The sequence below is a fragment of the Xanthobacter lutulentifluminis genome, from assembly GCF_043194675.2.
Classification (GTDB): domain Bacteria; phylum Pseudomonadota; class Alphaproteobacteria; order Rhizobiales; family Xanthobacteraceae; genus Xanthobacter.
Genome location: NZ_CM195525.1, coordinates 142618 through 167048, shown reverse-complemented (window position 1 = coordinate 167048; position 24431 = coordinate 142618). Strand labels below are relative to the sequence as shown.

The window sequence follows — 24431 nt, the reverse complement described above, 5'->3', positions numbered from 1 at the left end:
CGGGCCGGCAGCGACGCGAGACGAGACAAAAAGAAAAGGCGAGGCCCGAGGCCTCGCCTTGTTTCATTCCGCGTGGTCCTCGCGCCGCGTACGGATCTAAGTCCGTTTCGCCTGCGGCGCGGCCCTGCCGCGATGCCGGTTCCGTACGCCCGAAAGACGGTCGTCGGTCGGCGTTATGGTTTGAGTCCTCCCGAGACCTGGACCGCATTCACCTTCCCTCTGGCCGGGCGGTGACGATCCCCTTTCTTTGCGCGCCCAAACTAGAACAAGAATCTGTCGTTTGTCATCCTTGCGCCGCAATATAAGTGTCGCTGCATCGCACCATGGTTTCCTGGCACCTTGCCCTGACCGCCGCACTTGTGTTTTCCCCTGCCATCCGCTTTCACTCCCGCCCACATTCGTCCTCTCACCAGAGCCGTGCCGATGCGCCTTTCCCGGTATTTCCTCCCCATCCTGCGTGAAGTGCCCAAGGAGGCCGAGATCGTCTCGCACCGGCTGATGCTGCGCGCGGGCATGATCCGCCAGGAGGCGGCGGGGATCTATGCGTGGCTGCCGTTCGGCCACCGCGTGCTCAACAAGGTGTGCAACATCATCCGCGAGGAGCAGAATCGCGCCGGCGCGATCGAGATGCTCATGCCCACCATCCAGTCGGCCGACCTGTGGCGCGAGAGCGGCCGCTACGACGACTATGGCAAGGAGATGCTGCGCATCCGCGACCGTCACGATCGCGAGATGCTCTATGGCCCCACCAACGAGGAGATGATCACCGAGATCGTCCGGGCCTATGTGAAGTCCTACAAGTCCCTGCCGCTGAACCTCTACCACCTGCAGTGGAAGTTCCGTGACGAGGTGCGCCCGCGCTTCGGCGTCTATCGCTCGCGCGAGTTCCTGATGAAGGACGCCTACTCCTTCGACCTCGATGCCGCAGGCGCCCGCCATTCCTACAACAAGATGTTCGTCGCTTATCTGCGCACCTTTGCGCGGATGGGGCTTAAAGCAATTCCCATGGTGGCGGACACGGGGCCCATCGGCGGCAACCTCTCGCACGAGTTCATCATCCTCGCCTCGACCGGCGAGAGCGAGGTGTTCTGCCACGGCGACTATCTCGACATGGCGCCGCCGCCGGCCGACGTGAACTTCGACGACGCGGCCGCCCTGCAGGGCGTGTTCGACGACTGGACCAAGCTCTACGCGGCCACCTCGGAGAAGCACGACGAGGCCGCCTTCGCCGCCATCCCCGAGGCGCGCCGCATGGCGGCCCGCGGCATCGAGGTGGGGCACATCTTCTATTTCGGCACCAAGTATTCCGCGCCCTTCGGCGCCAAGGTGCAGGGGCCGGACGGCGCCGAGCACACCATCCACATGGGCTCCTACGGCATCGGCCCCTCGCGTCTCGTGGCGGCCATGATCGAGGCCTCCCACGACGAGAACGGCATCATCTGGCCGGATGCAGTGGCGCCCTTCCAGGTGGGCATCCTGAACCTCAAGGCCGGCGACAGCGCCACCGAGGCCGCCTGCGGGCAGCTTTACGCGGCGTTGACCGCGGCAGGCTATGACGTGCTGTACGACGACACCGAGGAGCGGGCGGGCGCGAAGTTCGCCACCGCCGATCTCATCGGCCTGCCGTGGCAGATCCTCGTGGGGCCGAAGAGCCTCGCCGAGGGCAAGGTGGAACTGAAGCGTCGGGTGGACGGCTCCCGCGAGCTGATCGCGCCCGCCGACATCCTGGAGAGGCTGAAGGCATGAGCGCGACCGGGTCCGCGGCGGCGATGCGGGAGGAGCCTTCGGGGACACGGCCGTTCGCGCCGTTCGAATGGGCCTTGTCGCTGCGCTATCTCAGGGCCCGGCGCAAGGAAGGGTTCATCTCGGTCATCGCCGGCTTCTCCTTCCTCGGCATCATGCTGGGGGTGGCGACGCTCATCATCGTCATGGCGGTGATGAACGGCTTCCGCCAGGAGCTGCTGGGCAAGATCCTGGGGCTGAACGGCCATGTGCTGGTGCAGCCCCTGGAGACCCCGCTCACCGACTACACGGCGGTCGCCGATCGCATCGCCAAGCTCAACGGCATCCGCCTCGCGGTGCCGCTGGTGGAGGGCCAGGCGCTGGCCTCCTCGCAGTATGGAGCCTCCGGCGTGCTGGTGCGGGGCCTCGCGGAGAAGGACCTGAGGGCGCTGCCCTCCATCTCCCAGAACATCCGCCAGGGGACGCTGGAGAATTTCGACCAGGGGCAGGGCATCGCCATCGGCAAGCGGCTTGCCGACCAGCTCTCGATCCGGGCGGGCGACAACCTCACCCTCGTCGCGCCGCGCGGGGCGGTGACGCCCATGGGCACCTCGCCGCGCATCAAGGTCTACAAGGTGGCGGCGGTGTTCGAGATCGGCATGTCCGAATACGACAGCGCCTTCGTCTTCATGCCGCTGCCGGAGGCGCAGGCCTATTTCAACCGCAACGGCGACGTGAACGCCATCGAGGTCTATCTCGACAACCCGGACGACGTGGGCGAATTGCGCGGCGCCATCCAGTCGGCGGCGGAGCGGCCGGTCTATCTGGTGGACTGGCGGGTGCGCAACGCCACCTTCTTCAACGCGCTGCAGGTGGAGCGGAACGTCATGTTCCTCATCCTCACCCTGATCGTGCTGGTGGCGGCGCTGAACATCGTCTCCGGCCTCATCATGCTGGTGAAGGACAAGGGGCACGACATCGCCATCCTGCGCACCATGGGGGCGACGCAGGGCGCCATCATGCGCGTGTTCTTCATCACCGGCGCCGCCATCGGCGTGGTGGGCACGCTCTCCGGCCTGCTGCTGGGGGTGATCGTCTGCCTCAACATCGAGAGCATCCGCCAGTTCATCTCCTGGCTCACCTCCACCGAGCTGTTCTCGCCCGAGCTGTATTATCTCAGCCGCCTGCCGGCGCAGATGAACATCGGCGAGACCTCCACCGTGGTGGCGATGGCGCTGGCGCTCTCTTTCCTCGCTACCCTTTATCCGTCCTGGCGGGCGGCCCGGCTCGATCCGGTGGAAGCCCTGAGATACGAGTGATGGATACGCGCGTGACCCCCAAAGGACGTCCGCCCGCGCAGGGCTCCCGCCCGCCGCTCGCCCTCGCGCTCACCGGCGTGGTGCGCCGCTATGCCCAGGGGACGGGGGCGCTGGAGATCCTGCGCGGCGCCGATCTCGCCATCTCGCAAGGCCAGTCGGTGGCGCTCGTGGCGCCCTCCGGCTCCGGCAAGTCCACCTTGCTGCACATCGCCGGGCTGCTGGAGCATTCCGACGCCGGCGAGGTGTTCATCGACGGCAACCCCACCGCGCGCCTGCCGGATGCCGAGCGCACCCGCATCCGCCGCCTGCACGTGGGCTTCGTCTACCAGTTCCACCATCTGCTGCCCGAGTTCACCGCCCTCGAGAACGTCGCCATGCCGCAGATGATCCGCGGCCTCGGCAAGAAGGAGGCGGAGGCCCGCGCGAAGGACCTGCTGTCCTATCTCGGCCTCGCCGCGCGCCTGACCCACCGCCCGTCCGAGCTGTCCGGCGGCGAGCAGCAGCGCGTCGCCATCGCCCGCGCGCTGGCCAATGCGCCGCGCCTGCTGCTGGCGGACGAGCCCACCGGCAATCTCGATCCCAAGACCTCGGACCATGTGTTCGGGGCGCTGACGGAGCTGGTGCGCGCCACCGGCGTCGCCGCCCTCATCGCCACCCACAATCTGGAGCTCGCGGCCCGCATGGACCGCCGCGTCACCCTGCGCGAAGGCAAGGTCGTCGAGCTCGCCTGAACCGGCCGCCGCGGAGGGCGCATGGATTCGTTCTTCACGGTGTCGAAGGTCTTCTGGTTCCTCGCCGCCCCGTCCAACCTGCCGGTGCTGCTCGCGGCCGCCGGGCTCGTGCTGCTGCTCCTGAGGTGGCGGCGCGGCGGCGCCATTCTGGTGGCGCTGGCGGTGGGCTTCACCGTGGTGTTCGGCTTCTCGCCCATGCCGAACTATCTCATCAGCCCGCTGGAGGAGCGCTTTCCCCAGTTCCAGGATGATGGCACCCCCATCGCCGGCATCATCGTGCTGGGCGGCTCGGAGGAGCCGGAGATCGGCCTCGCGCGCGGGCAGCCGGCGTTCTCGGAAGCGGCGGAGCGGGTCATCGCCTTCGGCGCGCTGTCGCGGCGTTATCCGCAGGCGCGGCTCGCCTTCGTCGGCGGCAGCGGCCGGCTGTTTCCGGACGGCAGCGCCCTCGAGGCCCGCATGATGCGCCTCACCGTGCCGGAGCTCGGCATCGCGCCCGAGCGGATGGAATATGAGGAGATGTCGCGCAATACGGCGGAGAACGCCCAGCTGGCGAAGGCGCTGCTGAAGCCGAAGCCGGGCGAGCGCTGGCTGCTGGTGACGAGCGCCCTGCACATGCCCCGCGCGGTCGGCTGCTTCCGCAAGGTGGGCTTCGACGTCGTGGCCTATCCGGTGGACTACCGCACCATCGGGCCCGACGCGCTCGACGAGTGGTTCTCCCGCGCCGCCCACGGGCTGGGCCGCACCGACTCGGCGGTGCGCGAGTGGATCGGGCTCGTCGCCTATTACCTGTCCGGCAACAGCAGCGCCCTGTTCCCGGCGCCCTGAGGCCTATTCGTCCCGCGGCAGGCCGATGCGGTAGACGCCGCGCAGCTCGGCCGGGTCCACCGGCTTGCCCTTGCGGTAGATCATGAGCCGGCCTTCCTGGGCGAGGCGCACGGCGGCTCGGCGCACCACGGGGAGGGCGCGCTGCCACTCCTCCTTCGGCATCAGCACCTGCGCCACGTCCATGGGGCTCACGCTCTTGCCCACGCCGCATTCGGCGCACAGGCGGATGAGGGTGGCCTCGGCCGCGCCCTCCTCGGGGAGGCGGGCGGGAGCGGCGGTGTCGGAGCGGGAATCGGCAGTCATGGATGCCTTCTAGAGCCTTTCGCCCCGCCACGGAATTGGCGCCGGGCGCGCAGGCGGGAAACCAACGCCGCCGCCGTCCCCGCTGCTCACAGCCCCGTGGACGGTGACGGCACCCCCTTGCCGCCCGATTCACAAAACTTTAATGAATGTTGCAATGCGAGACGCATCGCGTGCCGCGGGGGCACGTGGAAGGACGCATCCAACCATCATGAATCTAAGCCAGGGCATTTCCCATCGCCGCTCCTGCTGGGGCGTGGCGCGCACCGCACTCGTGGTGTTCCTCCTTGCCATCGCGGTCGTCTATGTGTTCGGCGGCTTCGAGCCGTCGGCGCTGAAGGTGCATTGATCGCGGATCGCCGGGCGGCGCGGCCCCCGGTGCGTGCGGAAGTCCTTAACCTTCGGGCCGCCTGATGCGGCGCGCGCGTTGCCTTCACCGGCGCGCGCTCCCATGATCCGCGCCGCCGCGTCCGGCCGCGCGGCCCGCCCGGCGCAGCTCCCTCGTGCCTGCGCCGGCGCAGCGGAGGCGTGACAGATGCAGTGGATCGACCAGGTGCTCGGCGTGATGAACGCGAGCTTCGCCGTGCCGGGCTGGGCGGTCCTCGCCGCCGTGGCCATCGGTGCCGCCTTCGCGGTGAACCTCTTGGCGCGGTCCGAGCCGCACGACCATCCGCTCACCGTCCTCATCCTCGCCGGCATGCTGCTGGGCGGGCTGCTGCTGGGCGGCGCGCTGGTGCGCCAGATCGGCGCCGGCAGCGCCCGCGAGGAGGCGCGTGCCCTGTCCGCCCGGGCCGGAGCGCTCGATGCGGCGGCGGCGCAATCGCCCGCCCTCGGCTGCCTCGTGGCGGACCCTGCGCTCGCTACCCCGTGCGAGGTGGTGCTGTTCGAGCGGCCGGATCTGGTCTCCGCCGCCCGCGGTCTGGTGCTGGCGCGCATCGCGCTGGTGCAGGACGGGCTGGAGCTGGAGCGCCGCGCGCCCTCGCCGGGTCTTGAGCAGCGGATCGGCAGCTGGCGCCGGCCTTTGGCGCAGGACCCGTTCGGCATCGTCGCCGCGGTGCTTGCCGACTATGCCGGCTGCACGGCGGCGGCCTGTCCTCTGGCGGGCGAGGTGGCGGACCCCGCCCGCGTCGCCGCGAACCTCTCGGAAGGCCGTTACCCGGCGCTGATGGCGCGCTATGCGCCGGTCTGGGAGCGCAACGCCCGCAACCGCGGCACGCTGAACCCCACGCCGCCGACGCGCACGGGACCGTTCGGCCTTGCCGTCACCCCGCACGATACCGCCGCCAACGGGGCAGCCGCCGCGCCCGAGCGCGCTCCGGCCGTGAACCTGCCGGTGGAGGAGCCGGCGGCTCCCGCGCCCGCGCCGCTGCCGCCGGCCCGTCCGGCGGCGCGCCCTGCGGCGGCACCCGCTCCGGCCGCCGCGCCACGCCCCGCGCAGCCGCGCCCCCGTCCGCCCGTGCCCGAGCCGCCCGCCGATTCCGGCGAGCCGGCCGCCGGCCAGTGAGCGGGCGGCCATGACGCTGCATCTGCTGAAGCTGTGCGTGGGGGCGGTGTCCATCGCCGACCTCGAGGACTGGATCGCCGAGCGGGCCGAGGCCGCGCGCAAGGCCGGCCGTCCGTTCGAGCAGGTGCACGTGACCCGCATGGTTCCCACCCGGCGCGAGGATCTGCTCGACGGCGGCTCGCTCTACTGGGTCATCAAGGGGGAGGTGGCAGCGCGCCAGCGCCTTCTGGATCTGCGTCCGTTCGTGGACAACGACGGCATCCGCCGCTGCGGGCTGGTGCTGGAGCCGCAGGTGGTGCCGGTGGAGCCGCGCCCCTCGCGTCCGTTCCAGGGCTGGCGCTACCTTGCCGCCAAGGACGCCCCGCGCGATCTGGCGACCGGCGACGGTGCCGCCGCCGACCTGCCCGAAAGCCTGCGCCGCGAGCTGCGCGACCTCGGCCTGCTGTAGCGCGGCGGGCGAGGGGGCGGGTCGCCCCCGCTCCAATGACCTTAAGGAACGTCTTTCATCCTGCGTTCAGGTACGCTTCCCCATGGTGCCGCCGCATGGGGCATCGGCGCGGCCGTGGCCCGAGAAGGGGAAGACGCACATGACCATCCGCATCCTGCCGGCGAAGCGTTCCGGCGCGGGCCTGCTGGCGACCAGCCTCGTGGGGGCGAGCCTTGTCGGGGCGAGCCTGCTCGCGCCCGCCGCCGCGCAGGCCCAGAGCCAGGCGCTGAAGGAGATCCCCGCCGACAAGGCGCGGCTCACCGGCGCCATGACGGTGGACTACAATTCCCGCTCGGCCCGCTCCACCAGCGGCACCGACCAGTATGAGATCGCCGACCTCTCGGTGGCCGACCTCATGATCCTGCGGGGCAATGTCCAGCGCACGCCGGGCAAGAGCCTCGTCTATTCGGTGAAGTTCGACGTCATCAACCCGTCCAACCCCTCGCAGATCGCCCGCGAGGTGGCGATCCTGCGCGGCGACCTGCAGATCGACAGCAACGGCCGCTACATCCCGGACATCGGCCGCCTGCGCATCGATGTGGTGAAGGGCAACCAGACCTCCTCGGCCTTCGGCGGATCGATCCAGGGCCGCGCGGTGACGCGCTGGTGGGAGATCGGCGAGCAGTTCCGCAAGGCGCAGAAGGAAGCCACCAAGATCTATTCGCGCGTGGTGGACGGCAAGACCGTCTCCATCCAGGTGAAGAACCCCGACCCGCTGCGCTTCGAGCGCCTGCAGCTGGCCGCCGGGCCGTTCTCCTTCCTGCCGGAGACCCGTGTGTCCGGTAACCTCGACTATGACTACGAGCTCGGCAACTGGCTGACCGACGCCAACGGCGTGACGTTCGCGTATGCGGTGGCCGACCGCTCCTTCACCGATCGCGTGTCGGGCTCCATCCGCTACGTCGAGGAGAACGGCAACTTCACCGACAAGGCCGGCAAGAAGAAGCCCTACACCGGCTATTACGAATACAACCTGCGCTTCAACGAGCAGCCGGTGAACAACGACCAGTCCTTCTTCGACGCCAACGCCGCGCAGTCGCAGTCGGATGCGTTCTTCTCCTCTGCCGACCAGTCGAAGCCCGGCCTCTACGGCCGCGTCTACTACAACGACAGCGAGGATGCCTGCCGGCGCGTGAAGGGCGAGGACGGCAAGGACAAGTGCGTGGGCCCCACCCGCTCGGAAGTCACCTGGGACCTGAAGGCGGAGAAGCTCACCTATGCCCAGCTCGCCAACTGGGTGAAGCTGGAGATGCTCATCCTCGGCCCGCTGACCGACGAGTGAGCCGCGCCCCCGCGACGGCGGGGAGCAGCTGAAACGAAACGGCCGGCGCTGGACGCTGGCCGTTTTCGTTTCGGGTCTCGGTCGATCGGGGCTGGCCCTCACTCCAGCACGGCGGCCTTCAGCAGGCACACCATGAAGGCGCGGGCAGGAGCTTCGGAGCGGTTGCGGATGACGTGGCGGCGGTCGCAGCGATAGCGCACGGTCTCGCCCTCGCGCACCGTCTCGATCACGCCGCCCACCTCCACCTCCAGCACGCCGGAGATGACCGTGAGGCATTCCACCGACCCGCGCTGGTGCCCGTCGGAATCCAGCTCGCCGCGCGGCTCGGCGGTGAGGTCGTAATATTGGAGCCACTCCACCGTCTTGATCCAGCCGATGATGGAAAGGCGCACCAGCCCGTCCTCGGAGAGCAGGATGGGCGTATCCGCCCGCGTCAGCTTCTCCACGAAAGGGGCGTCGTCGGAGGAGGCGAGCACCCGCTCCACCGACATGTCCAGCGCCTGCGACAGGCGCCAGACGGTGGCGAGGGTGGGGTTGGTCTCATTGCGCTCGATCTGGCTGATGATGGATTTCGCCACGCCCGACTGCTCGGCAAGGTCCGACAGGGAGAGGTTGTAGGCCTTGCGCAGACGCTGGATGGTCTTGCCAAGCTGCCCGGTGATCGCCTGCGCGCCACTCTCCAGCGCGCCGCCGCTGCGTTCCTTGACTGCCATGACCCAGCGTTCCTTAGTATCGAACGAACGTTCGCTGAGCCGGACGATACCCGGCAATGCGGCGGCTGGGAAGCTCCGGCGGGCGGGAAAAGAGGGGCGGCCTACTTCCCCCACAGCGCGTGGAAATGATGCACCGGCCCGTGTCCGTGGCCGATATCCAGCACGTCGGCAGCCGCGATGGCGCCGGTGATGTAGGCCTTCGCCGCCGCCACCGCCTCGGGCAGGGCGGCGCCGCCCGCGAGCCCCGCCGCGATGGCGGAGGAGAGGGTGCAGCCGGTGCCATGGGTGTTGCGGCTGGCATGGCGGGGCGCGGCGAAGCGCGCGACGCCGGAGCGCGTCACCAGCAGGTCCACGCTGTCGGCGCCTTCGCCGTGGCCGCCCTTCATCAGCACCGCCCGGGCGCCAAGCGCGAGCAGCGCCTCGCCCTGCGCGCGCATGTCGTCCTCGGTGGTGGCGACGGCCACGTCCAGCAGCGCCGCCGCCTCGGGCAGGTTGGGGGTGACGAGGTCCGCGACGGGGAGGAGCAGCGCCTTGAGGCTCGTGAGGGAATCGTCGGTGAGGAGCCGCGCCCCGGAGGCCGCCACCATCACCGGGTCCAGCACGATCGGGCCAGCGTTGTGCCGCGCCAGCCCCTCGGCCACCGTGCGGATGGCGCCGGGGCGCGAGAGCATGCCGATCTTCACCGCGCCCACCGCGAGGTCGCAGAACACCGCATCCATCTGCGCGGCGATGAAATCGTCCGGCACGTCGTGGATGGCGGACACGCCCAGCGTGTTCTGGGCGGTGAGGGCGGTGATGACGCTGGCGCCGTACACGCCAAGGGCGGAAAACGCCTTCAGGTCCGCTTGGATGCCTGCGCCGCCGCTCGAATCCGAGCCGGCGATGGTGAGGGCGATGGGGATCTTGCGCGACACCGGACCTGCTTCGCCAGACATGGCACTCTTTCCACCCTTGCTCGGAACTCTTTTCTGGCCGCACGGCGCGCAGCCGGGGCGCCGCGCCACCCTTGCCAGTCCCGGCGGATTTGTCCACCTTGGCGCCGCCCGGCGCGCCGGGCGTTGTCCTCTCCGGCTTCAGCGGAGCATGCCGTGGTTCCCTTCTTCGTCCAGATCAAGTGCCAGCTCGGGAAGTCCTACGAGGTGGCGGACGCCCTTGCCGACGCCGAGATCGCTTCCGAGATCTATTCCACCGCCGGCGAGTTCGACCTCCTGGTGAAGTTCTACGTGGATGAGGGCACGGACATCGGCCATTTCGTGAACCAGAAGGTGCAGATCCTGCCCGGCATCCAGGACACGCGGACCATCATCACCTTCAAGGCGTTCTGACGGGCCTTCCCGCCCGCCTACTTCTCGGTCTCGGTCAGGCCGCGCACGAACAGGCGCTGCATGGCCGCGATCACCAGCACCGGCGGCAGCAGGGCGAGGATGGCGGTGGCCATCACCAGGTGCCACACCGGGTCCGCCTCGCCCGCCGCGCCGACGAGGCGGCGGATGCCCATCACCACCGTGTAGTGCGCGGTATCCGTCGTCACCACCAGCGGCCACAGATACTGGTTCCAGCCATACAGGAACAGGATCACGAACAGCGCCGCGATGTTGGTGCGCGACAGCGGCAGGAGGATGGTGCGGAAGAAGGTGAGGGGGCCGGCGCCGTCCACCAGCGCGGCCTCCGTCAGCTCGTCCGGGATGGTCATGAACACCTGTCGGAACAGGAAGGTGGCCGTGGCGCTGGCGATCAGCGGCACGGTGAGGCCGGCGTAGGAATTGAGCAGCCCCAGCCGCGCCGTTACCTCGAAGGTGGGCAGGATGCGCACCTCCACCGGCAGCATCAGCGTCAGGAAGATGAGCCAGAACGCCGCCACCCGGAACGGGAAGCGGAAGTAGCACACGGCGAACGCGGACAAGAGCGAGATGGCGATCTTGCCCACCGCGATGCCCATCGCCACCACCAGCGAGTTCCACAGCATGGGCGCCACCGGCGGAATGCCGGCGGTGGACGAGCCGGTGGACAGCGCGAGGCGGTAGTTCTCCACGAAATGGGGTCCGGGCAGGAGGCCCACCCGGCCGGAGAGGAAGTCCCCGCCGTCGTGGGTGGAGGCGACGAAGGCCACGTACACCGGCAGCAGCATCACCGCCGCGCCGAGGATCAGCACCAGGTGCGCGAGCAGGCGGGAGAGGCGGGAAGCGCCGGCCATCAGTAGGTCACCTTGCGCTCGATATGCCGGAACTGCACCGCCGTCAGCGCCACCACGATGACGAGCAGCACCACCGACTGCGCCGACGATCCGCCGAGGTCCAGCCCCTCGAAGCCGTCGCGGAACACCTTGTAGACGAGGATGGTGGTGGCCCGCCCCGGCCCGCCGGAGGTGGTGGCGTGGATGATGCCGAAGGCGTCGAAGAAGGCGTAGGTGAGGTTCACCACCAGAAGGAAGAAGCTGGTGGGGGCGAGCAGGGGGAAGACGATGTGGCGGAAGCGCTGCCACGGCCCCGCCCCGTCGATGGCCGCCGCCTCCAGCGCGCCCTGGGGGATGGCCTTGAGACCCGCATAGAAGAACAGGAAATTGTAGCTCACCTGCTTCCATGCCGCCGCCAGGATGACCAGCGTGAGCGCCTGCCCGCCGTCGAGGAAGTGGTTCCAGGTGATGCCGAAGATGCGCAGGGCGCGGGCGACCATGCCCACCGAGGGATCGAACAGGAACAGCCAGAGGATGCCGGCCACCGCCGGCGCCACCGCATAGGGCCATACCAGCAGCAATTGATAGAGACCGGCGGCCTTGCCCAGCGCATCGGCGGCCGCGGCGAACAGGAGGCCGAGCCCCATGGCCAGCGCCGTCACCGCGAAGGCGAAGAAGAAGGAGACGCCCACCGCCTCCAGATAGGCGGGGTCCCGCGCCAGCGCCTCGAAATTGGCGAGGCCCACGAAGGTGCTGCCGAGCCCGAACGCATCCTGCGCGAACAGGGAGGAGACCAGCGCCTCGCCCGCCGGCCAGACGAAGAACACCAGCGTCACCGCCACCTGCGGCAGCAGCAGCAGGTAGGGCAGGACCTTGCCGGGGAAGGTGACGCGCTTGGCCTGCATGGGGTCAGATACCGGGCCGGGCAAAGGCAAGACCGGTCCCGCGGCGCGGGCGCAGCACCGGACGCCGGGGGCGGAGCGAGGTGTGTTCAGGCCGTGAAGGTCTCAGCCCCCCGGCGCCGGCCCGACGGACGCGGGGTTCGCCGGGTGCAAGCCGGCGGGCGGGCGCCGTGCCTGCGCCGCCTCGCCCGCCTCGCCGCCTCACGGATTGGCCTTCTCGAACGCGCGCAAGAGCTCGTTGCCGCGCTTTTGGGCGGCGGCGAGTGCTGCTTCGGGCGTCTTCTGGCCGGCGAGGGTGGATTCCAGCTCCTCCTCGATCACGTCGCGGATCTGCACGAAATTGCCGAAGCGCAGGCCCTTGGAATTGGGGGTCGGCGCCTTCAGCGTCATCTGGCGGATGGAGACGTCGGTGCCCGGGTTCTTCTCGTAGAAGCCCTGCGCCTTGGAGAGGTCGTACGCCGCCTGCGTGATGGGCAGGTAGCCCGTGTTCTGGTGCCACCAGGCCTGCACTTCCGGCCGCGACAGGAAGGCGAAGAACTTCGCCGCGCCCTTGTACTCCTCCTGTGGCCGGCCGGTGAGCACCCACAGGGTGGCGCCGCCGATGATGGAGTTCTGCGGCGCCCCCTGCACCTGCGGCCAATAGGGCATCATGCCGTAGCCCAGGTCGAACTTCGCATTGGCGAGGATGCCCGCCCGCGCCGCCGAGGAGCCGATGCTCATGGCGCACTCGCCGGAGAAGAACTTGGGGTCCGCCTTCGCCTGCCGGCCGCCGTAGTCGAACAGGCGGGTCTTCTGCCACTCGGCGAGGGCCGCCCAGTGGTGGCGGGTCAGGTCATTGTCGATGGTGAGGGCGGCGGCGGTGCCGCCGAGGCCGTTCTCCAGCGTGCCGATGCCCACGTTGTGCCAGGCGGAGAGGTTCTCCAGGTTCACCCAGGAGGGCCACTGGGTGGTGAAGCCGCAGGGCACGCCCGCCGCCTGCAGCTTGCGCGCCGCGGCCTCCATCTGCGGCCAGGTCTTGGGCGGCGCGTCGGGGTCAAGACCCGCTTTGCGGAACAGGTCGCGGTTCACGTAGAGAATCGGCGTCGAGGAGTTGAACGGGAACGACAGCATGTTGCCCGCGGTATCGGTGTAATAGCCCGTCACCGCCGGCAGGTAGGCCTTGGGGTCGAACGGCTCGCCGGCGTCCGCCATCAGCTTGTAGACCGGATAGACGGCGCCCTTGGCCGCCATCATGGTGGCGGTGCCAACCTCGAACACCTGCACGATGGCCGGATGCTGGCGCGCGCGGAAGGCGGCGATGGCCCCCGTCATGGTCTCGGGATAGGTGCCCTTGAACACCGGCACCACCTTGTACTCCGCCTGCGAGGCGTTGAAGTCGGCGGCGACCTTCTCCAGCTTCTCGCCGAGCGGGCCGGACATGGCGTGCCACCACTGGATCTGCGTCTGCGCCTGCGCCGGCAGCGCCAGCGCGCCGAGGAGCGCGACCGGAGCGAGCGCCTTCGCGAGGTGGCCGAGCAGCGAGCGGGCGATTGCGGGGTGTGCCGGCGAGGTGTGCGCGGGGGAAGGGTGGGCCATCTTTGCCTCCAGTGCGCCGCTGTCCGCCGGCGCTTGCCGGACATGGTGCATGGAAGCAACGCGCGAAGGAACCATGACGGAGCTGTTGCAGCTTCGTGACGCCCGGCCGTCGCCGGGCCTACCGCGGCCGGCTTGTGAATTGCCGGCCCGGCATTCTCTGGCTAAACCGGGTCGCCGCGCGGAGGGCCGGGCGGACCAGCGGAACCAAGGGCCACGGCGGGAACACGGAATGAGTTTGACCTACCGGTCCGACATCGACGGGCTCAGAGCCATCGCGGTCGGCAGCGTCGTCCTGTTCCACGCGCGCATTCCCCCGTTTGACGGCGGCTTCATCGGCGTCGATGTCTTCTTCGTGATCTCCGGCTTCCTCATCACCTCCATCCTGTACCGGGAGATGGCGGGGGGCACCTATTCGCTGGTGGATTTCTACGACCGGCGCATCCGCCGCATCTTCCCCTCGCTGTTCGTGGTGCTGGCGGCGACCACCCTGCTCGCGGCGCTGCTGCTGATGCCGGGGCAGATGAAGACCTATGCGGCGACGCTGATCCCCTCCGCCCTGTTCTTCGCCAACATCCACTTCGCCGAGCTGCTCAACTATTTCGGCCCCCGCGCCGACGAGACGCCGCTGCTGCACCTGTGGTCGCTGGCGGTGGAGGAGCAGTTCTACATCTTTTTCCCGCTGATCCTGTTCGCGCTGATGCGGCTGGGCGGACGCCGGCTCTCGGCGGCGGTGCTGGCGCTGGTGGCGATCGGCTCGCTGGTGTGGGCGCAGAGCATCGTCGAGAAGGACCAGCCCTCGGCCTTCTTCCTGCTCACCGGCCGGGCGTGGGAGCTGCTGGTGGGCTCGCTGCTCGCCCTCGTCGCCTGGCCGCGGATATCGCACAAGGTGGCGACCGGCATCGCCATGGCCGGCGCGCTCGCCATCATCGTGCCGGTCTTCCTCTATGGCCCGGGCACCATCTTTCCCGGCCTCGCGGCGGTGCCGCCGGTGCTGGGCGCGGCCGCGATCATCTATGCCGGCGGATTCGCGCCCTCGGGAATCGTGTCGCGGGTATTGAGCCTGCCGGCGATGGTGTACGTCGGCCGCATCTCCTACTCGCTCTATCTGTGGCACTGGCCGCTGCTGGTGCTGGCGGTGCTGTGGCGGGGGCGCCACCTCACCTACATCCAGGCCGGGCTGGTGGTGCTGGTGGCCGTCGCCCTGTCGGCCCTGTCGCTGAAATACGTGGAAACGCCGCTGCGCTCCGGGAGCGCGCTGGGCGGGCGGCGGATCGCGCGGATCGGCGCCGGGGCGCTGGCCATCCTCGTCACCGCCGGGGTGGCGCTCGGGCTGGAGCGGGCGGGGCGCGGCTTCTTCCCGCTCTCGCCGCTCGGCACAGCGGCGGAAGCCGCAGCCGACGACAAGAGCCGGTTCCAGCGGGAGTGCAACAACACCGCCCGCTTCTGGCAGCCGGCGGACATGAAGACCATCGCCGCCTGCGCGCTGGGTCCGGACGCTGCGAAGGGCACCTACGGCGTGCTGGTGTGGGGCGACTCCCATGCCGGCGCGACTTTCCTCGGCGTCGCCGAGGCAGCGGTGGCGCAGGGGCAGACGGCCCGGCTCCAGACCATGGCCGGCTGCCCGCCCCTGTTCGGCGGCCTCGCCCGGCAGGATCAAGCGAGCGGCAGCGTCTGCGCCGCCTTCAACGCCGCCGTGCTGGAGGAGGCCCGCCGCATCCGGCCGAAGGTGGTGGTGCTGGTGGGCCGCTGGGCCATCTGGACGACCCGCGCCGGCTCCGGCTTCGCGCTGGTGACAGACGAGATTCCCGGCGGCATGGAGCGCAGCAAGGAGAACAGCACCCGCGTGTTCGCCCATATGGTGGAGCGCACCGTCGCCGAGCTGCGCGGCCTCGGGGCGCAGGTCATCTTCGTCGGGCAGGCGCCGGAATTCGCCACCGCGCCCGTGCGCTGCGTGGCCCAGCGGGAGTTCCACCGCACCGGCGAGAGCGCCGGCTGCTACGTGCAGGCCCGCGCCGATGTCGAGCGCGCGGTGGGGCCGGCCAACGCCATGCTGTCCGCCGCGGCGCAGCGGCATGCCGGCGTCGCCACCTTCCTGCTGTCGGACGTGCTCTGCACGGCCGACCGGTGCAGCGCCGGTGCTGGCGAGACGTTCTATTACGTGGACACCGACCACCTCTCCGCCACCGGCGCGCGCCATGCGGTGGCGAGCTCGGGATTCGGGCAGGTGCTGGCGCAGGCGCTCGCGGCGGACCGGACGGCATCGGCGCCGGCAGGCGGCTCGTCCGCACCGGCGGGCGATGGGGCGCCGGTCACACCCGCGAACGGGGCGGGCGCCTCCGCGCCCCGTCCCTGAGGATCGCGCCGGCTGCTGCCGGAAGAGGGGAGAGCAGCCGGGTCGCCGACCGCAGCGGCTGCCGACCGTCCGGCAGCGGAGCCGTCTGCCGCGCTCCGAAGACTTGTTGCGCTCCGAAGATGTGCCGCGCCTGCACGGCTTGCAGCGCCTGGAAGACGCGCCGCGCTCGCATTGCCGCGATGGACCTCGGATGAACCTCGGCGGCCCGTGTGGCGCCGTCCCGGCCTGCCATGGGCCTGAGACGCATGGCGGTGGGCTGGCGCGCCGCGAGGTGCGGCAATCCGGGCATCTCGAGCCCGGCAGCGGCGCCGGGCCTCTCCGGCCAGCGCCGCGTTGCCGTTGCCTCGCTACTGGTCCAGCAGCCCGGCGAGCTTGAGCGCCACGCCCTGCGAGCCCTGCACCTTCAGCCGGCCGGTGGAGAAGGCCAGCATGGGCCCGATGCGGCCGGTGATGAGCTTGTCCAGCGTGTCGGTGGAGAGCTTGAGCACCGCATCCGCCTCGCCGGTGCCTTCCTCAACCTCCACGTTGCCGCCGGTGGCGTCGAGCAGGATGGCCTCGCCCGTGTCGCTGAGATCGAACCGCACCCTGTAGCCCAGCTCCTTGAGCGCATCCGCGCGCTCGCGCATGGCCTCGATCAGGGAAGACACATCAGCCATCGGTATCGCCTTCTTCACAAAAAGAGCCGCCCCGGAGGGACGGGGCGGCGGGAGGTCACCTCGAAAACCGCAGGCCCGGCGGCGCGCCCGGAGGCGAACCGCGCGGGTGGGTCAGAACATCGCCTCGTCGAGCGCCATCATGGACGCCTTGCCGGCCTTGATGGAACCCCACAGGGCCGCCACGTCCGGCAGCAGCTTCTCGATGAAGAAGCGCGCGGTGGCGATCTTGGCGTCGTAGAAGGCGGCATCGTCCGGGTTGGAGACGCGCTTCTCGTAGGCCACCTCGGCCATGCGCACCCACATGTAGCCGAGCGCCACCATGCCGAACAGGCGCAGGTACTGGGTGGCGGCGGCGCCCGCCTCCTCCGGGTCCTTCAGGCCCTTCTCGGCAATATGGGCGGTGGCGAGCTGGAGCGCGCCGAACGCCTTGCCGAGCGGACCCACCAGCGGACCGAGATTCTCGTCATCCAGCTTGGCGTCGATGTAGTTCAGCACCGGATGGAAGAAGGAGCGCAGGTAGCGCCCCATGTGCGCCGGCAGCTTGCGGCCCACGAGGTCGAGCGCCTGCACGCCGTTGGTGCCCTCGTAGATCATGGCGATGCGGGCATCGCGCACATACTGCTCCATGCCGTGGTCGCGGATGTAGCCGTGGCCGCCATAAACCTGCATGCCCATGGAGGTGGCCTCGAAGCCGAGATCCGTGAACAGCGCCTTCACGATGGGCGTCATCAGCGCGGTGAAGTCCTCGGCGTGCTTGCGCTCCTCCGGGTCCTCCGCCCGCTCCATCAGGTCGAGCGCGCGGGCGACCCAGCCGGCAAGCGCCCGGCAGCCCTCGTTGTAGGCGCGCATGGTCATGAGCGTGCGGCGCACGTCCGGGTGGACGATGATCGGGTCCGCCGGCTTGTCCGGGTGCTTGGTGCCGGAGAGCGAGCGGCCCTGCAGGCGCTCCTTGGCGTAGACCACCGCCGCCTGATAGGCCGCCTCGCCGAGGCCGAGGCCCTGCGTGCCCACGGACAGGCGCTCCGAGTTCATCATGGCGAACATGGCGCGCATGCCCTTGTGGGGCTCGCCGACGAGCCAGCCGGTGGCCTCGTCGAACGACATCTGGCAGGTGGACGAGCCGTGGATGCCCATCTTGTGCTCGATGCCGGTGCACAGCACGCCGTTGCGCGGGCCCACCGAGCCGTCCTCCTTCGGCAGGAACTTGGGCACCAGGAACAGCGAGATGCCCTTGATGCCCTTGGGCGCGTCCGGCAGGCGGGCGAGCACGAGGTGGACGATGTTCTCGGTCAGATCCTGCTCGCCGGCGGAGATGAAGATCTTGTTGCCGGTCACCTTGTACGTGCCGTCTCCCTGAGGCTCGGCCTTGGTGCGCACGAGGCCGAGGTCGGTGCCGCACTGGGGCTCGGTGAGGCACATGGAGCCGGACCAGATGCCGTCCACCATCTTCGGCAGGAAGCGGTCCTTCAGCTCGTCCGAGGCATAGGCCTTCAGGGCCTGGTAGGCGCCGTGGGTGAGGCCGGGGCAGATGCCGAAGGCGAGGTTGCCCGAGCAGAGCATCTCCTCCACCAGCTTGTTCACGCTCGCCGGCAGGCCCTGGCCGCCGTACTTGGGATCGCAGGCGATGCCGTTCCAGCCGCCCTCACGGAAGGCGGTATAGGCTTCCTTGAAGCCCCTGGGCGTGCGCACCACGCCGTTCTCATAGGTGCAGCCCTCGAGGTCGCCGGACTGGTTGAGCGGCGCGAGCACCTCGGTGACGAACTTGCCCGCCTCCTCCAGCACCGCGTCGATGAGGTCGGGGGTGACCTCCTCCAGACCGGGCAGGGTGGAGAGCTGCTCGCTGCCGTGCAGCTCATGGAGGACGAAGCGCATGTCGCGCAGCGGGGGGGAATAGACCTGCATGGCGTTGGCTCCCTGATTCTTCCTGTGGCCGCGCGCCCGTGTCCGGCGCTGTGGCCCTGCCTCCGGTGGGAGGCGGATGTTTCGTCGCGTCTTGTCCGGCACCGGCCGGACTGCGCGGCGGATCCGGGGCGCATCCATCGGGTGCCCCGGCGTCGCCGGATGGCCGGGCCTGCCCGGCCTTGATGCCGTGGCCGGGCCGTCATTCGCGGGTGAGGCACACCGCGCATGACGGCCCGGTCCTGTTCAGTTCCTGAGCGGCCGGCCCGTCTCGAGGATGTGCTCGATGCGGTCCAGCGTGGCATGGGTGCGGATGAGCTTCATGAAGCCTTCCCGCTCCAGCTCCAGCACCTGCTCCGCCTTCACGGGGGTGGTGTGGTCGGCATCGCCGCCGGTGAGCACGTCCGCCAGCACGAGGGAGACCGTGCGGTCGTGCTTCGTGGCCATGCCCCTTTTGGCGAAGCCTTCCACCGCCATTTCCATGGCCACCTTGCCGGACGGGCCGGGCAGGAAGAACTCCACGGGCTTGGGCGGTGCATAGCCCTCCACCAGCGCCAGGGCCTTCGCCTTGGCGTCGGCAAGGAGCCGGTCGCGGTTCATGGTGATGCCGTCGCTCTCGCGCAGGAACTTGAGCTCCTTCGCCTCGGCGGCGGACTTGGCGACGGTGGCGGTGGAGACCGTCTCGAACACCTTGGCGGTGGCCGGCATGGGACCCTTCGGGAACTTGGGATCGCTCGCCCAGCGCTCCAGCATGGCGGTGCAGCCGCCCCACGCCGGGAGCACGCCGACGCCGCATTCCACGAGGCCGATGTAGCTCTCCGCATGGGCCTGCACGGCGCTGGCGTGGAGCAGGATCTCGCATCCGCCGCCGAGCGCGAGGCCCGAGGGCGCCGCGACCACGGGGAAGGGGGCGTACTTCATGTCCTGGTAGGTCTTCTGGCCGACGGCGACCAGCTTCTCCACCTCGCCGAACGCGCCGATGTTGCAGGCGAACAGGGCAAGGCCCAGGTTCGCGCCCACCGAGAAGTTCGAGCCCTCGTTATAGATCACGAGCGCCTTGTGCTTGTCCTTCGTGAGCTTCAGCGCCTTGGCGAGCATCGAGATGATGCCCTCGTCCAGCGAGTTGCTCTTGGAGGTGAACTCCAGGCACACCACCCCGTCGCCGATGTCCCACAGGGACGCTGAGCCGTTCTTGGCCAGCGGCTGCGACTTCAGCTTGATGTCGGCGAGCAGCAGCACGCCGTCCGGGCGCACGATGTCGCGATAGGTGCCGTCGAGGCCGAGGAACTGGCGCGCGCCGTTTTCCACCCGGTAGAACGGCTTGTCGGCGGCGAGCGCCAGCAGGGCGGGGATCTCCTCGCCGTCCGCCTTCAGGAGCTCGATCAGCCGGGCAGCGCCGATCTTGTCGATCAGCTCGAACGGACCGAACTTCCAGTTGTAGCCGAGGCGCATGGCGTCATCGATGGCGACGATGTCGTCCGCCGCCTCCGGCACCAGGCGCGCCGCATAGGCCAGCGTCCGGGCCATCACCGCGCGGGCATAGCGCCCGCCGGCACCGGGCGCCGACATGAGGGCGAACAGGTCCCTGCCGCCGCCTTCCTCCAGCTCCGCCACCGCGGCCCTGCCCTGCGGGCGGTATTCGCCAGAGGTGAGGTCGATGGCCTCCTTCAGCTTCTGGCCGCCCTCGCGGTTGAGCCGGTAGAAGCCGCCCTTGCCCTTGCGGCCAGTGTAGCCAGTCGAGATCATCTTCTCGATCAGCGGCTCGTCGCGCAGCGTGGCGTGGAAGGGATCGGAGGCGGGCAGGGCGCGCTTCAGGGAGCCCTGCACGTGGGGCATCAGGTCGAGGCCCACGAGGTCGATCAGGCCGAACACGCCGGTCTTGGGGAAGCCGAAGGGCCGGCCCATCACCGCGTCGGCGTCCTCGATCCTGAGGCCGGCGGCGAACGCCTCGCCCACCGCCAGCTGCAGCCAGTAGGTGCCCAGCCGGTTGGCGATGAAGCCGGGGGTGTCCTTGCAGGTCACCACCGTCTTGCCGAGCTTCACGTCGGCGAAGCGGGCGACGGTCGCGACCGTATCGGCGTTGGTGTCGGCCCCCGCCACGATCTCCAGCAGCCGCATGTAGCGCGGCGGGTTGAAGAAGTGGGTGATGAGGAAGTCGCGCCGGAAGCTCTCCGGCAGGCCGGCGGTGAGATCCGCCAGCGGGATGGTGGAGGTGTTGGAGGACACCGCCGCGCCGGGGCGGCGGGCGCCCTCGATCCTGGCGTAGAGCGCCTGCTTGATGTCGAGCCGCTCGATCACCGCCTCGACGATCCAGTCGCAGGAGGCGAGGTCGGCGAGGTTGTCCTCGATGTTGCCGGCGGTCACCAGCTTCGCCGCGCGCTTGGACATGAAGGGCGCGGGATCGGCCTTCAGCAGCTTGGCGATGGCGCCTTCGGCGACGACGTTGCGGTTGGTGGCGCCCTCGGGGACGATATCGAGGAGCAGAACCTCGACCCCGGCATTGGCCACGTGGGCTGCGATGCCGGCGCCCATGACGCCGGCGCCGATGACGGCGACCTTCTTGATCTCACCGGTCGTTTGCGTGCTCATGCGCGCCTCCCTCAGACGCGCTCGAGGACGGTGGCGATGCCCTGTCCGCCGCCGATGCACTGGGTGGCGAGGGCATAGCGGGCGCCGTCGCGCTTCAGCAGCGAAGCCGCCTTGCCGACGATGCGCGCGCCGGTGGCGCCGAGGGGATGGCCGAGGGCGATGGCGCCGCCGTCGATGTTGAGCGTGTCCTCCTTGATGCCCAGCTCGCGCTGGCAGGCGATGGCCTGGGAGGCGAACGCCTCGTTCAGCTCCACCACGCCGATCTCACCCACATCGATGCCGGCACGGGCCAGCGCCTTCCTGGTCGCGGCCACCGGGCCGATGCCCATGATCTCCGGCGCGCAGCCGGCCACGGCCACGCTCTTCAGCCGGGCGAGGGGCTCAAGGCCGTTCTTCTGGGCGTAGGCCTCCGAGCACACCAGCACCGCGGAGGCACCGTCGGTGAGCGGGGAGGAGGTGCCGGCGGTCACGGTGCCGTGCTCGTCGAACGAGGGCTTCAGGCCGGCGAGGGCCTCCAGCGTGGCGTCGCGGCGGATGCAGCCGTCCTGGTCCACCGTGCGGTCGGACTTGCCGTTGACGCGGATGGGGACGATCTCGGCCTTGAAGCGGCCCTCGGCCTCGGCGCGGGAGGCCTTCTCCTGGCTCTTGAGGGCGAAGGCGTCCTGGTCGGCGCGGGTGATCTGCCACTTGGCCGCGACGTTCTCGGCGGTCTCGCCCATGCCCATGTAGGCGGCGGGCAGGCGGGCGTAGAGCGCGGGATTCGGCATGGGGTTGAAGCCGGCCATGGGCACGCGGCTCATGCTCTCGATGCCGGCGCAGATGAAGGCGTCGCCGGCGCCGAGCTGGATCTGGCCGGCGGCCATGTGCACCGACTGCATGGACGAGCCGCAGAATCGGTTCACCGTCACGCCCGCCACGCTCTCCGGCAGGCCGGCGATCTGGGCGACGAGGCGGGCGACGTTGAGGCCCTGCTCGGCCTCGGGGAAGGCGCAGCCGAGGATGAGGTCCTCGATGTCCTCGGCCTTCACCCCGGTGCGGGCCACCAGCTCCGCCACCACCTGGGCCGCAAGGTCATCCGGGCGCACGCGCGCCAGATCGCCCTTCTTGGCGGGTGTGAAAGGCGAGCGGGCATAGCCCGCGATCACAACGTTCTGCATGGGCTCTCCTGCCTGTCATGTCTTGTTGGTTCCGCGCGGGTGCGCGCGGTGCCGGACGATGCGTCCGGGTCAGCCGGCGGCCTTCTGCTGGGCCGCCTCCCGCTCGAGGGCGGATAGGGTCTGCTCCTCGATGTCCTTGAGCTCGACGATGGTCTCCTCCAGCGCCAGGCGCTGGTCCTCGAGCATCTCCAGGCGCACCTGCACCTTCTTCAGCAGCAGGCGCATCTGCTCCGACTGGCTCGGGTCCATGTCGTAGAGGTCGAGATATTCCTTGATCTCGCGCAGGCTGAAGCCAAGCCGCTTGCCGCGCAGGATGAGGACCATCCGCGCCCGGTCGCGCTTGGTGTACACGCGCATGGTGCCGGCGCGGCGCGGGGTGATGAGTCCCTTGTCCTCGTAGAAGCGGATGGTGCGGGGCGTGACCGACAGATCGCGGGCCAGTTCCGTCACCGTGAAGAAGGTGTCCGTCAGGGCGGACCCGCTGATGCGCTTGCCTGTGGATGCCACGGGTTCACCTATACGTCATCTGATGAACCGGAAGATACATGCTTTGCCCCCCGGCGCAAGTACCGAATCGGGCGGATTTCATCCCAATTGCGTCAGCGCCGCGGCAGGGGGCCGGGGCGGGCGGCGGTTGCCGCGTCGCCGCATCTGTCGCGCACGGGTGCCCTGCAGCGCAGCAATGCCAAGCCTTGGCCGTTAGGGAAGGGGGCTGGCGCGCGCGACCTGTATCCCGATTGCAACGCGCCACGATTTCTCCATGATGGAGGGATCGCGGTAGATAGAAAGCCGTTGACGGGCCTGTTCGTTTAGGCATGCTGGGTGACGTATAGGGCACCGTAAAAACGTAATGTGCACTGCAGCGTGCCGGGCCCTTGAGGAAACAACAGGAGGGGAAACCCAATGATGATGCGCAGGTGGGCCGTGCGGGCGGCGCCGATGCTTGCACTTCCCGTGGCCGCCATTGCGGCCGGGCAGGCGCAGGCCGGCGGGTTCGGGCTGCGCGAGCAGAGCTCCTATTATCAGGGCACGGCGTTCGCGGGCGATGCCGCCGGCGGCGCGGGCCTTGCCTCCATGTTCTGGAACCCGGCGGCCATGAGCTTCGCGCCGGGCCTGAGCGTGGAGCAGAACGTCACCTACATCGCGCCCCATGCCTCCGTCGACGTCTACAGCGCCACCAACGCCGTGGGCACGAACCTCGGCAACATCGGCGTCAGCGACATCGTGGACAACGGCACCCTGCCGTCGGGCTACGCGTCCTATTCGTGGGACAACAAGTGGGCGATCGGCCTTGCCGCCACCTCCCCCTTCGGCCTCGTCACCGACGCCGAGTGCGGCTGGTCCGGCCGCTACTACGGCTGCTACAACCGCATCTTCGACGTGAACGTGCAGGCCTCCATCGCCTACCGCGTCAACGAGTGGCTGACCCTCGGCGCGGGCGTGAACGTCAATTACATCGACGCCAAGCTGACCAACGCGCAGTTCGTGTCGCCGGTGCCGCCGCAGAACAACCTCTATGCCCAGGTGAACGGCGACGACATGTCGGTCGGCTTCAACCTCGGCGCGCTGTTCACCCTGGCTCCCGGCACCACCCTCGGCGTCGGCTACCGGTCGGGCATCAACCACAACCTGGACGGCGACCTCGCCATCTCGCTGCTGAACATCGTCACGGTCCAGCAGGTGGCGGCCACGGCCGCGCTCGACCTGCCGAGCCAGGTGACCGCCTCGTTCCGCTCGCAGATCGATCCGCAGTGGACCGTGCTCGGCACCGTGGAATGGACCGACTGGTCCTCGATCCAGCAGATCGTGGTGAAGGCCCTCGGCGTCCAGCCGGTGAGCACCATCGACCTCAAGTGGAACGATGGCTGGTTCTTCTCCGGCGGCGTCGAGTACCAGTGGGATCCCAAGCTCGCGCTGCGGGCCGGCATCGCCTACGAGCTGACCCCGGTGCCGGATTCCACGCGCTCGCCGCGCCTGCCCGACACCAACCGCCTGTGGCTCTCCGCCGGCATGACCTACAACTTCTCCACGCAGCTCTCCATGGACTTCGCCTACAGCCACATCTTCGGCGAGACGAGCCCGATCATGCTGACCCAGCTCGATCCGGCCAATCTCTCCCGTGGCAGCCTGATCGGCCAGGTCTCCGACGGCTACGTGGACATCGTCTCGGTCGCGCTGCGCTACAAGTTCGACCCCTCCACCGTGGTGCTCGTGCCCCGGTGATCCGTGCGTGAGCGGTGACGA

At 69.5% G+C, this 24431-nt stretch carries 22 protein-coding genes; 11 read left to right on the top strand and 11 right to left on the bottom strand.

The window, feature by feature from the left end; all coding sequences use genetic code 11:
• The first annotated feature begins 423 nt into the window (after nt 1-423).
• From proS to V5F49_RS00770, 4 genes are read left to right on the top strand one after another with little or no spacing between them, the layout of a single operon-like run.
• Nucleotides 424-1746, top strand: a complete 1323-nt coding sequence (gene proS, locus V5F49_RS00785) for a proline--tRNA ligase (protein WP_394116428.1) — start codon at nt 424-426, stop codon at nt 1744-1746.
• Nucleotides 1747-1769: 23 nt separating this feature from the next.
• Nucleotides 1770-3041, top strand: coding sequence for a lipoprotein-releasing ABC transporter permease subunit (locus tag V5F49_RS00780; RefSeq protein ID WP_394116666.1), 1272 nt, complete (start codon nt 1770-1772; stop codon nt 3039-3041).
• Complete coding sequence (locus tag V5F49_RS00775) at nt 3041-3772, top strand: ABC transporter ATP-binding protein (protein ID WP_394116429.1); 732 nt, start codon at nt 3041-3043, stop codon at nt 3770-3772. The genes V5F49_RS00780 and V5F49_RS00775 overlap by 1 nt, the downstream gene beginning before the upstream one ends.
• Nucleotides 3773-3793: 21 nt before the next feature.
• A complete protein-coding gene (locus tag V5F49_RS00770) occupies nt 3794-4597 on the top strand; it encodes a YdcF family protein (protein WP_394116430.1) in 804 nt (267 codons plus the stop codon).
• Nucleotides 4598-4600: 3 nt separating this feature from the next.
• Here V5F49_RS00770 and V5F49_RS00765 read toward each other — a convergent pair whose 3' ends face one another.
• Nucleotides 4601-4900, bottom strand: coding sequence for a DUF3253 domain-containing protein (locus V5F49_RS00765; protein WP_394116431.1), 300 nt, complete (start codon nt 4898-4900; stop codon nt 4601-4603).
• 208 nt (nt 4901-5108) lie between these two features.
• Here V5F49_RS00765 and V5F49_RS00760 point away from each other — a divergent pair, with 208 nt between their 5' ends.
• The 4 genes from V5F49_RS00760 (at nt 5109) to V5F49_RS00745 (ending at nt 8170) form a co-directional block, all read left to right on the top strand.
• A complete protein-coding gene (locus tag V5F49_RS00760) occupies nt 5109-5246 on the top strand; it encodes a hypothetical protein (RefSeq protein ID WP_394116432.1) in 138 nt (45 codons plus the stop codon).
• Nucleotides 5247-5432: 186 nt separating this feature from the next.
• A complete protein-coding gene (locus V5F49_RS00755) occupies nt 5433-6401 on the top strand; it encodes a hypothetical protein (protein ID WP_394116433.1) in 969 nt (322 codons plus the stop codon).
• A gap of 10 nt (nt 6402-6411) precedes the next feature.
• Nucleotides 6412-6849 carry a DUF1489 family protein gene (locus tag V5F49_RS00750; RefSeq protein WP_394116434.1) on the top strand — a complete coding sequence of 146 codons (438 nt, stop codon included), beginning with the start codon at nt 6412-6414 and terminating at the stop codon, nt 6847-6849.
• Nucleotides 6850-6988: 139 nt separating this feature from the next.
• The gene (locus tag V5F49_RS00745) at nt 6989-8170 is read left to right on the top strand and encodes a hypothetical protein (protein WP_394116435.1); all 1182 of its coding nucleotides are present in this window, start codon (nt 6989-6991) and stop codon (nt 8168-8170) included.
• Nucleotides 8171-8268: 98 nt separating this feature from the next.
• Here the strand turns inward: V5F49_RS00745 and V5F49_RS00740 are convergent, their stop codons facing one another.
• Both V5F49_RS00740 and thiD read right to left on the bottom strand, forming a co-directional pair.
• Nucleotides 8269-8883 carry a helix-turn-helix domain-containing protein gene (locus tag V5F49_RS00740; RefSeq protein ID WP_394116436.1) on the bottom strand — a complete coding sequence of 205 codons (615 nt, stop codon included), beginning with the start codon at nt 8881-8883 and terminating at the stop codon, nt 8269-8271.
• A 101-nt stretch (nt 8884-8984) separates the two neighbouring features.
• On the bottom strand, nt 8985-9818 hold the full coding sequence (gene thiD, locus V5F49_RS00735; protein WP_394116437.1) for a bifunctional hydroxymethylpyrimidine kinase/phosphomethylpyrimidine kinase: 834 nt from the start codon (nt 9816-9818) through the stop codon (nt 8985-8987).
• A gap of 153 nt (nt 9819-9971) precedes the next feature.
• On the opposite strand from thiD, the gene V5F49_RS00730 reads away from it, so the two are divergent.
• Nucleotides 9972-10208, top strand: coding sequence for an Lrp/AsnC ligand binding domain-containing protein (locus V5F49_RS00730; protein ID WP_394116438.1), 237 nt, complete (start codon nt 9972-9974; stop codon nt 10206-10208).
• Nucleotides 10209-10225: 17 nt separating this feature from the next.
• Here V5F49_RS00730 and ugpE read toward each other — a convergent pair whose 3' ends face one another.
• The 3 genes from ugpE to ugpB all read right to left on the bottom strand — a co-directional run bounded on the left by ugpE (nt 10226) and on the right by ugpB (nt 13533).
• Complete coding sequence (gene ugpE / locus V5F49_RS00725; RefSeq protein ID WP_394116439.1) at nt 10226-11077, bottom strand: sn-glycerol-3-phosphate ABC transporter permease UgpE; 852 nt, start codon at nt 11075-11077, stop codon at nt 10226-10228.
• Nucleotides 11077-11961, bottom strand: a complete 885-nt coding sequence (gene ugpA / locus V5F49_RS00720; protein ID WP_394116440.1) for a sn-glycerol-3-phosphate ABC transporter permease UgpA — start codon at nt 11959-11961, stop codon at nt 11077-11079. The genes ugpE and ugpA overlap by 1 nt, the downstream gene beginning before the upstream one ends.
• A 198-nt stretch (nt 11962-12159) precedes the next feature.
• A complete protein-coding gene (gene ugpB, locus V5F49_RS00715) occupies nt 12160-13533 on the bottom strand; it encodes a sn-glycerol-3-phosphate ABC transporter substrate-binding protein UgpB (RefSeq protein ID WP_394116441.1) in 1374 nt (457 codons plus the stop codon).
• A 229-nt stretch (nt 13534-13762) separates the two neighbouring features.
• Here ugpB and V5F49_RS00710 point away from each other — a divergent pair, with 229 nt between their 5' ends.
• Nucleotides 13763-15886: an acyltransferase family protein gene (locus V5F49_RS00710; protein ID WP_394116442.1), complete on the top strand. Its 2124-nt coding sequence runs from the start codon at nt 13763-13765 to the stop codon at nt 15884-15886.
• 347 nt (nt 15887-16233) lie between these two features.
• Here V5F49_RS00710 and V5F49_RS00705 read toward each other — a convergent pair whose 3' ends face one another.
• The 5 genes from V5F49_RS00705 to V5F49_RS00685 form a co-directional block, all read right to left on the bottom strand.
• Nucleotides 16234-16542, bottom strand: coding sequence for an SCP2 sterol-binding domain-containing protein (locus V5F49_RS00705; protein ID WP_394116443.1), 309 nt, complete (start codon nt 16540-16542; stop codon nt 16234-16236).
• Nucleotides 16543-16653: 111 nt separating this feature from the next.
• Complete coding sequence (locus V5F49_RS00700) at nt 16654-18444, bottom strand: acyl-CoA dehydrogenase C-terminal domain-containing protein (RefSeq protein WP_394116444.1); 1791 nt, start codon at nt 18442-18444, stop codon at nt 16654-16656.
• Nucleotides 18445-18687: 243 nt separating this feature from the next.
• Nucleotides 18688-21030 carry a 3-hydroxyacyl-CoA dehydrogenase/enoyl-CoA hydratase family protein gene (locus tag V5F49_RS00695; protein ID WP_394116445.1) on the bottom strand — a complete coding sequence of 781 codons (2343 nt, stop codon included), beginning with the start codon at nt 21028-21030 and terminating at the stop codon, nt 18688-18690.
• Between the two features lie 11 nt (nt 21031-21041).
• Entirely contained in the window at nt 21042-22187 is a 1146-nt protein-coding gene (locus tag V5F49_RS00690; RefSeq protein WP_394116446.1) for a thiolase family protein, read from the bottom strand.
• Nucleotides 22188-22256: 69 nt separating this feature from the next.
• Nucleotides 22257-22694: a MerR family transcriptional regulator gene (locus tag V5F49_RS00685; RefSeq protein ID WP_394116447.1), complete on the bottom strand. Its 438-nt coding sequence runs from the start codon at nt 22692-22694 to the stop codon at nt 22257-22259.
• A 432-nt stretch (nt 22695-23126) separates the two neighbouring features.
• Here V5F49_RS00685 and V5F49_RS00680 point away from each other — a divergent pair, with 432 nt between their 5' ends.
• Entirely contained in the window at nt 23127-24410 is a 1284-nt protein-coding gene (locus tag V5F49_RS00680; protein ID WP_394116448.1) for an OmpP1/FadL family transporter, read from the top strand.
• The last annotated feature ends 21 nt before the right edge of the window (nt 24411-24431 follow it).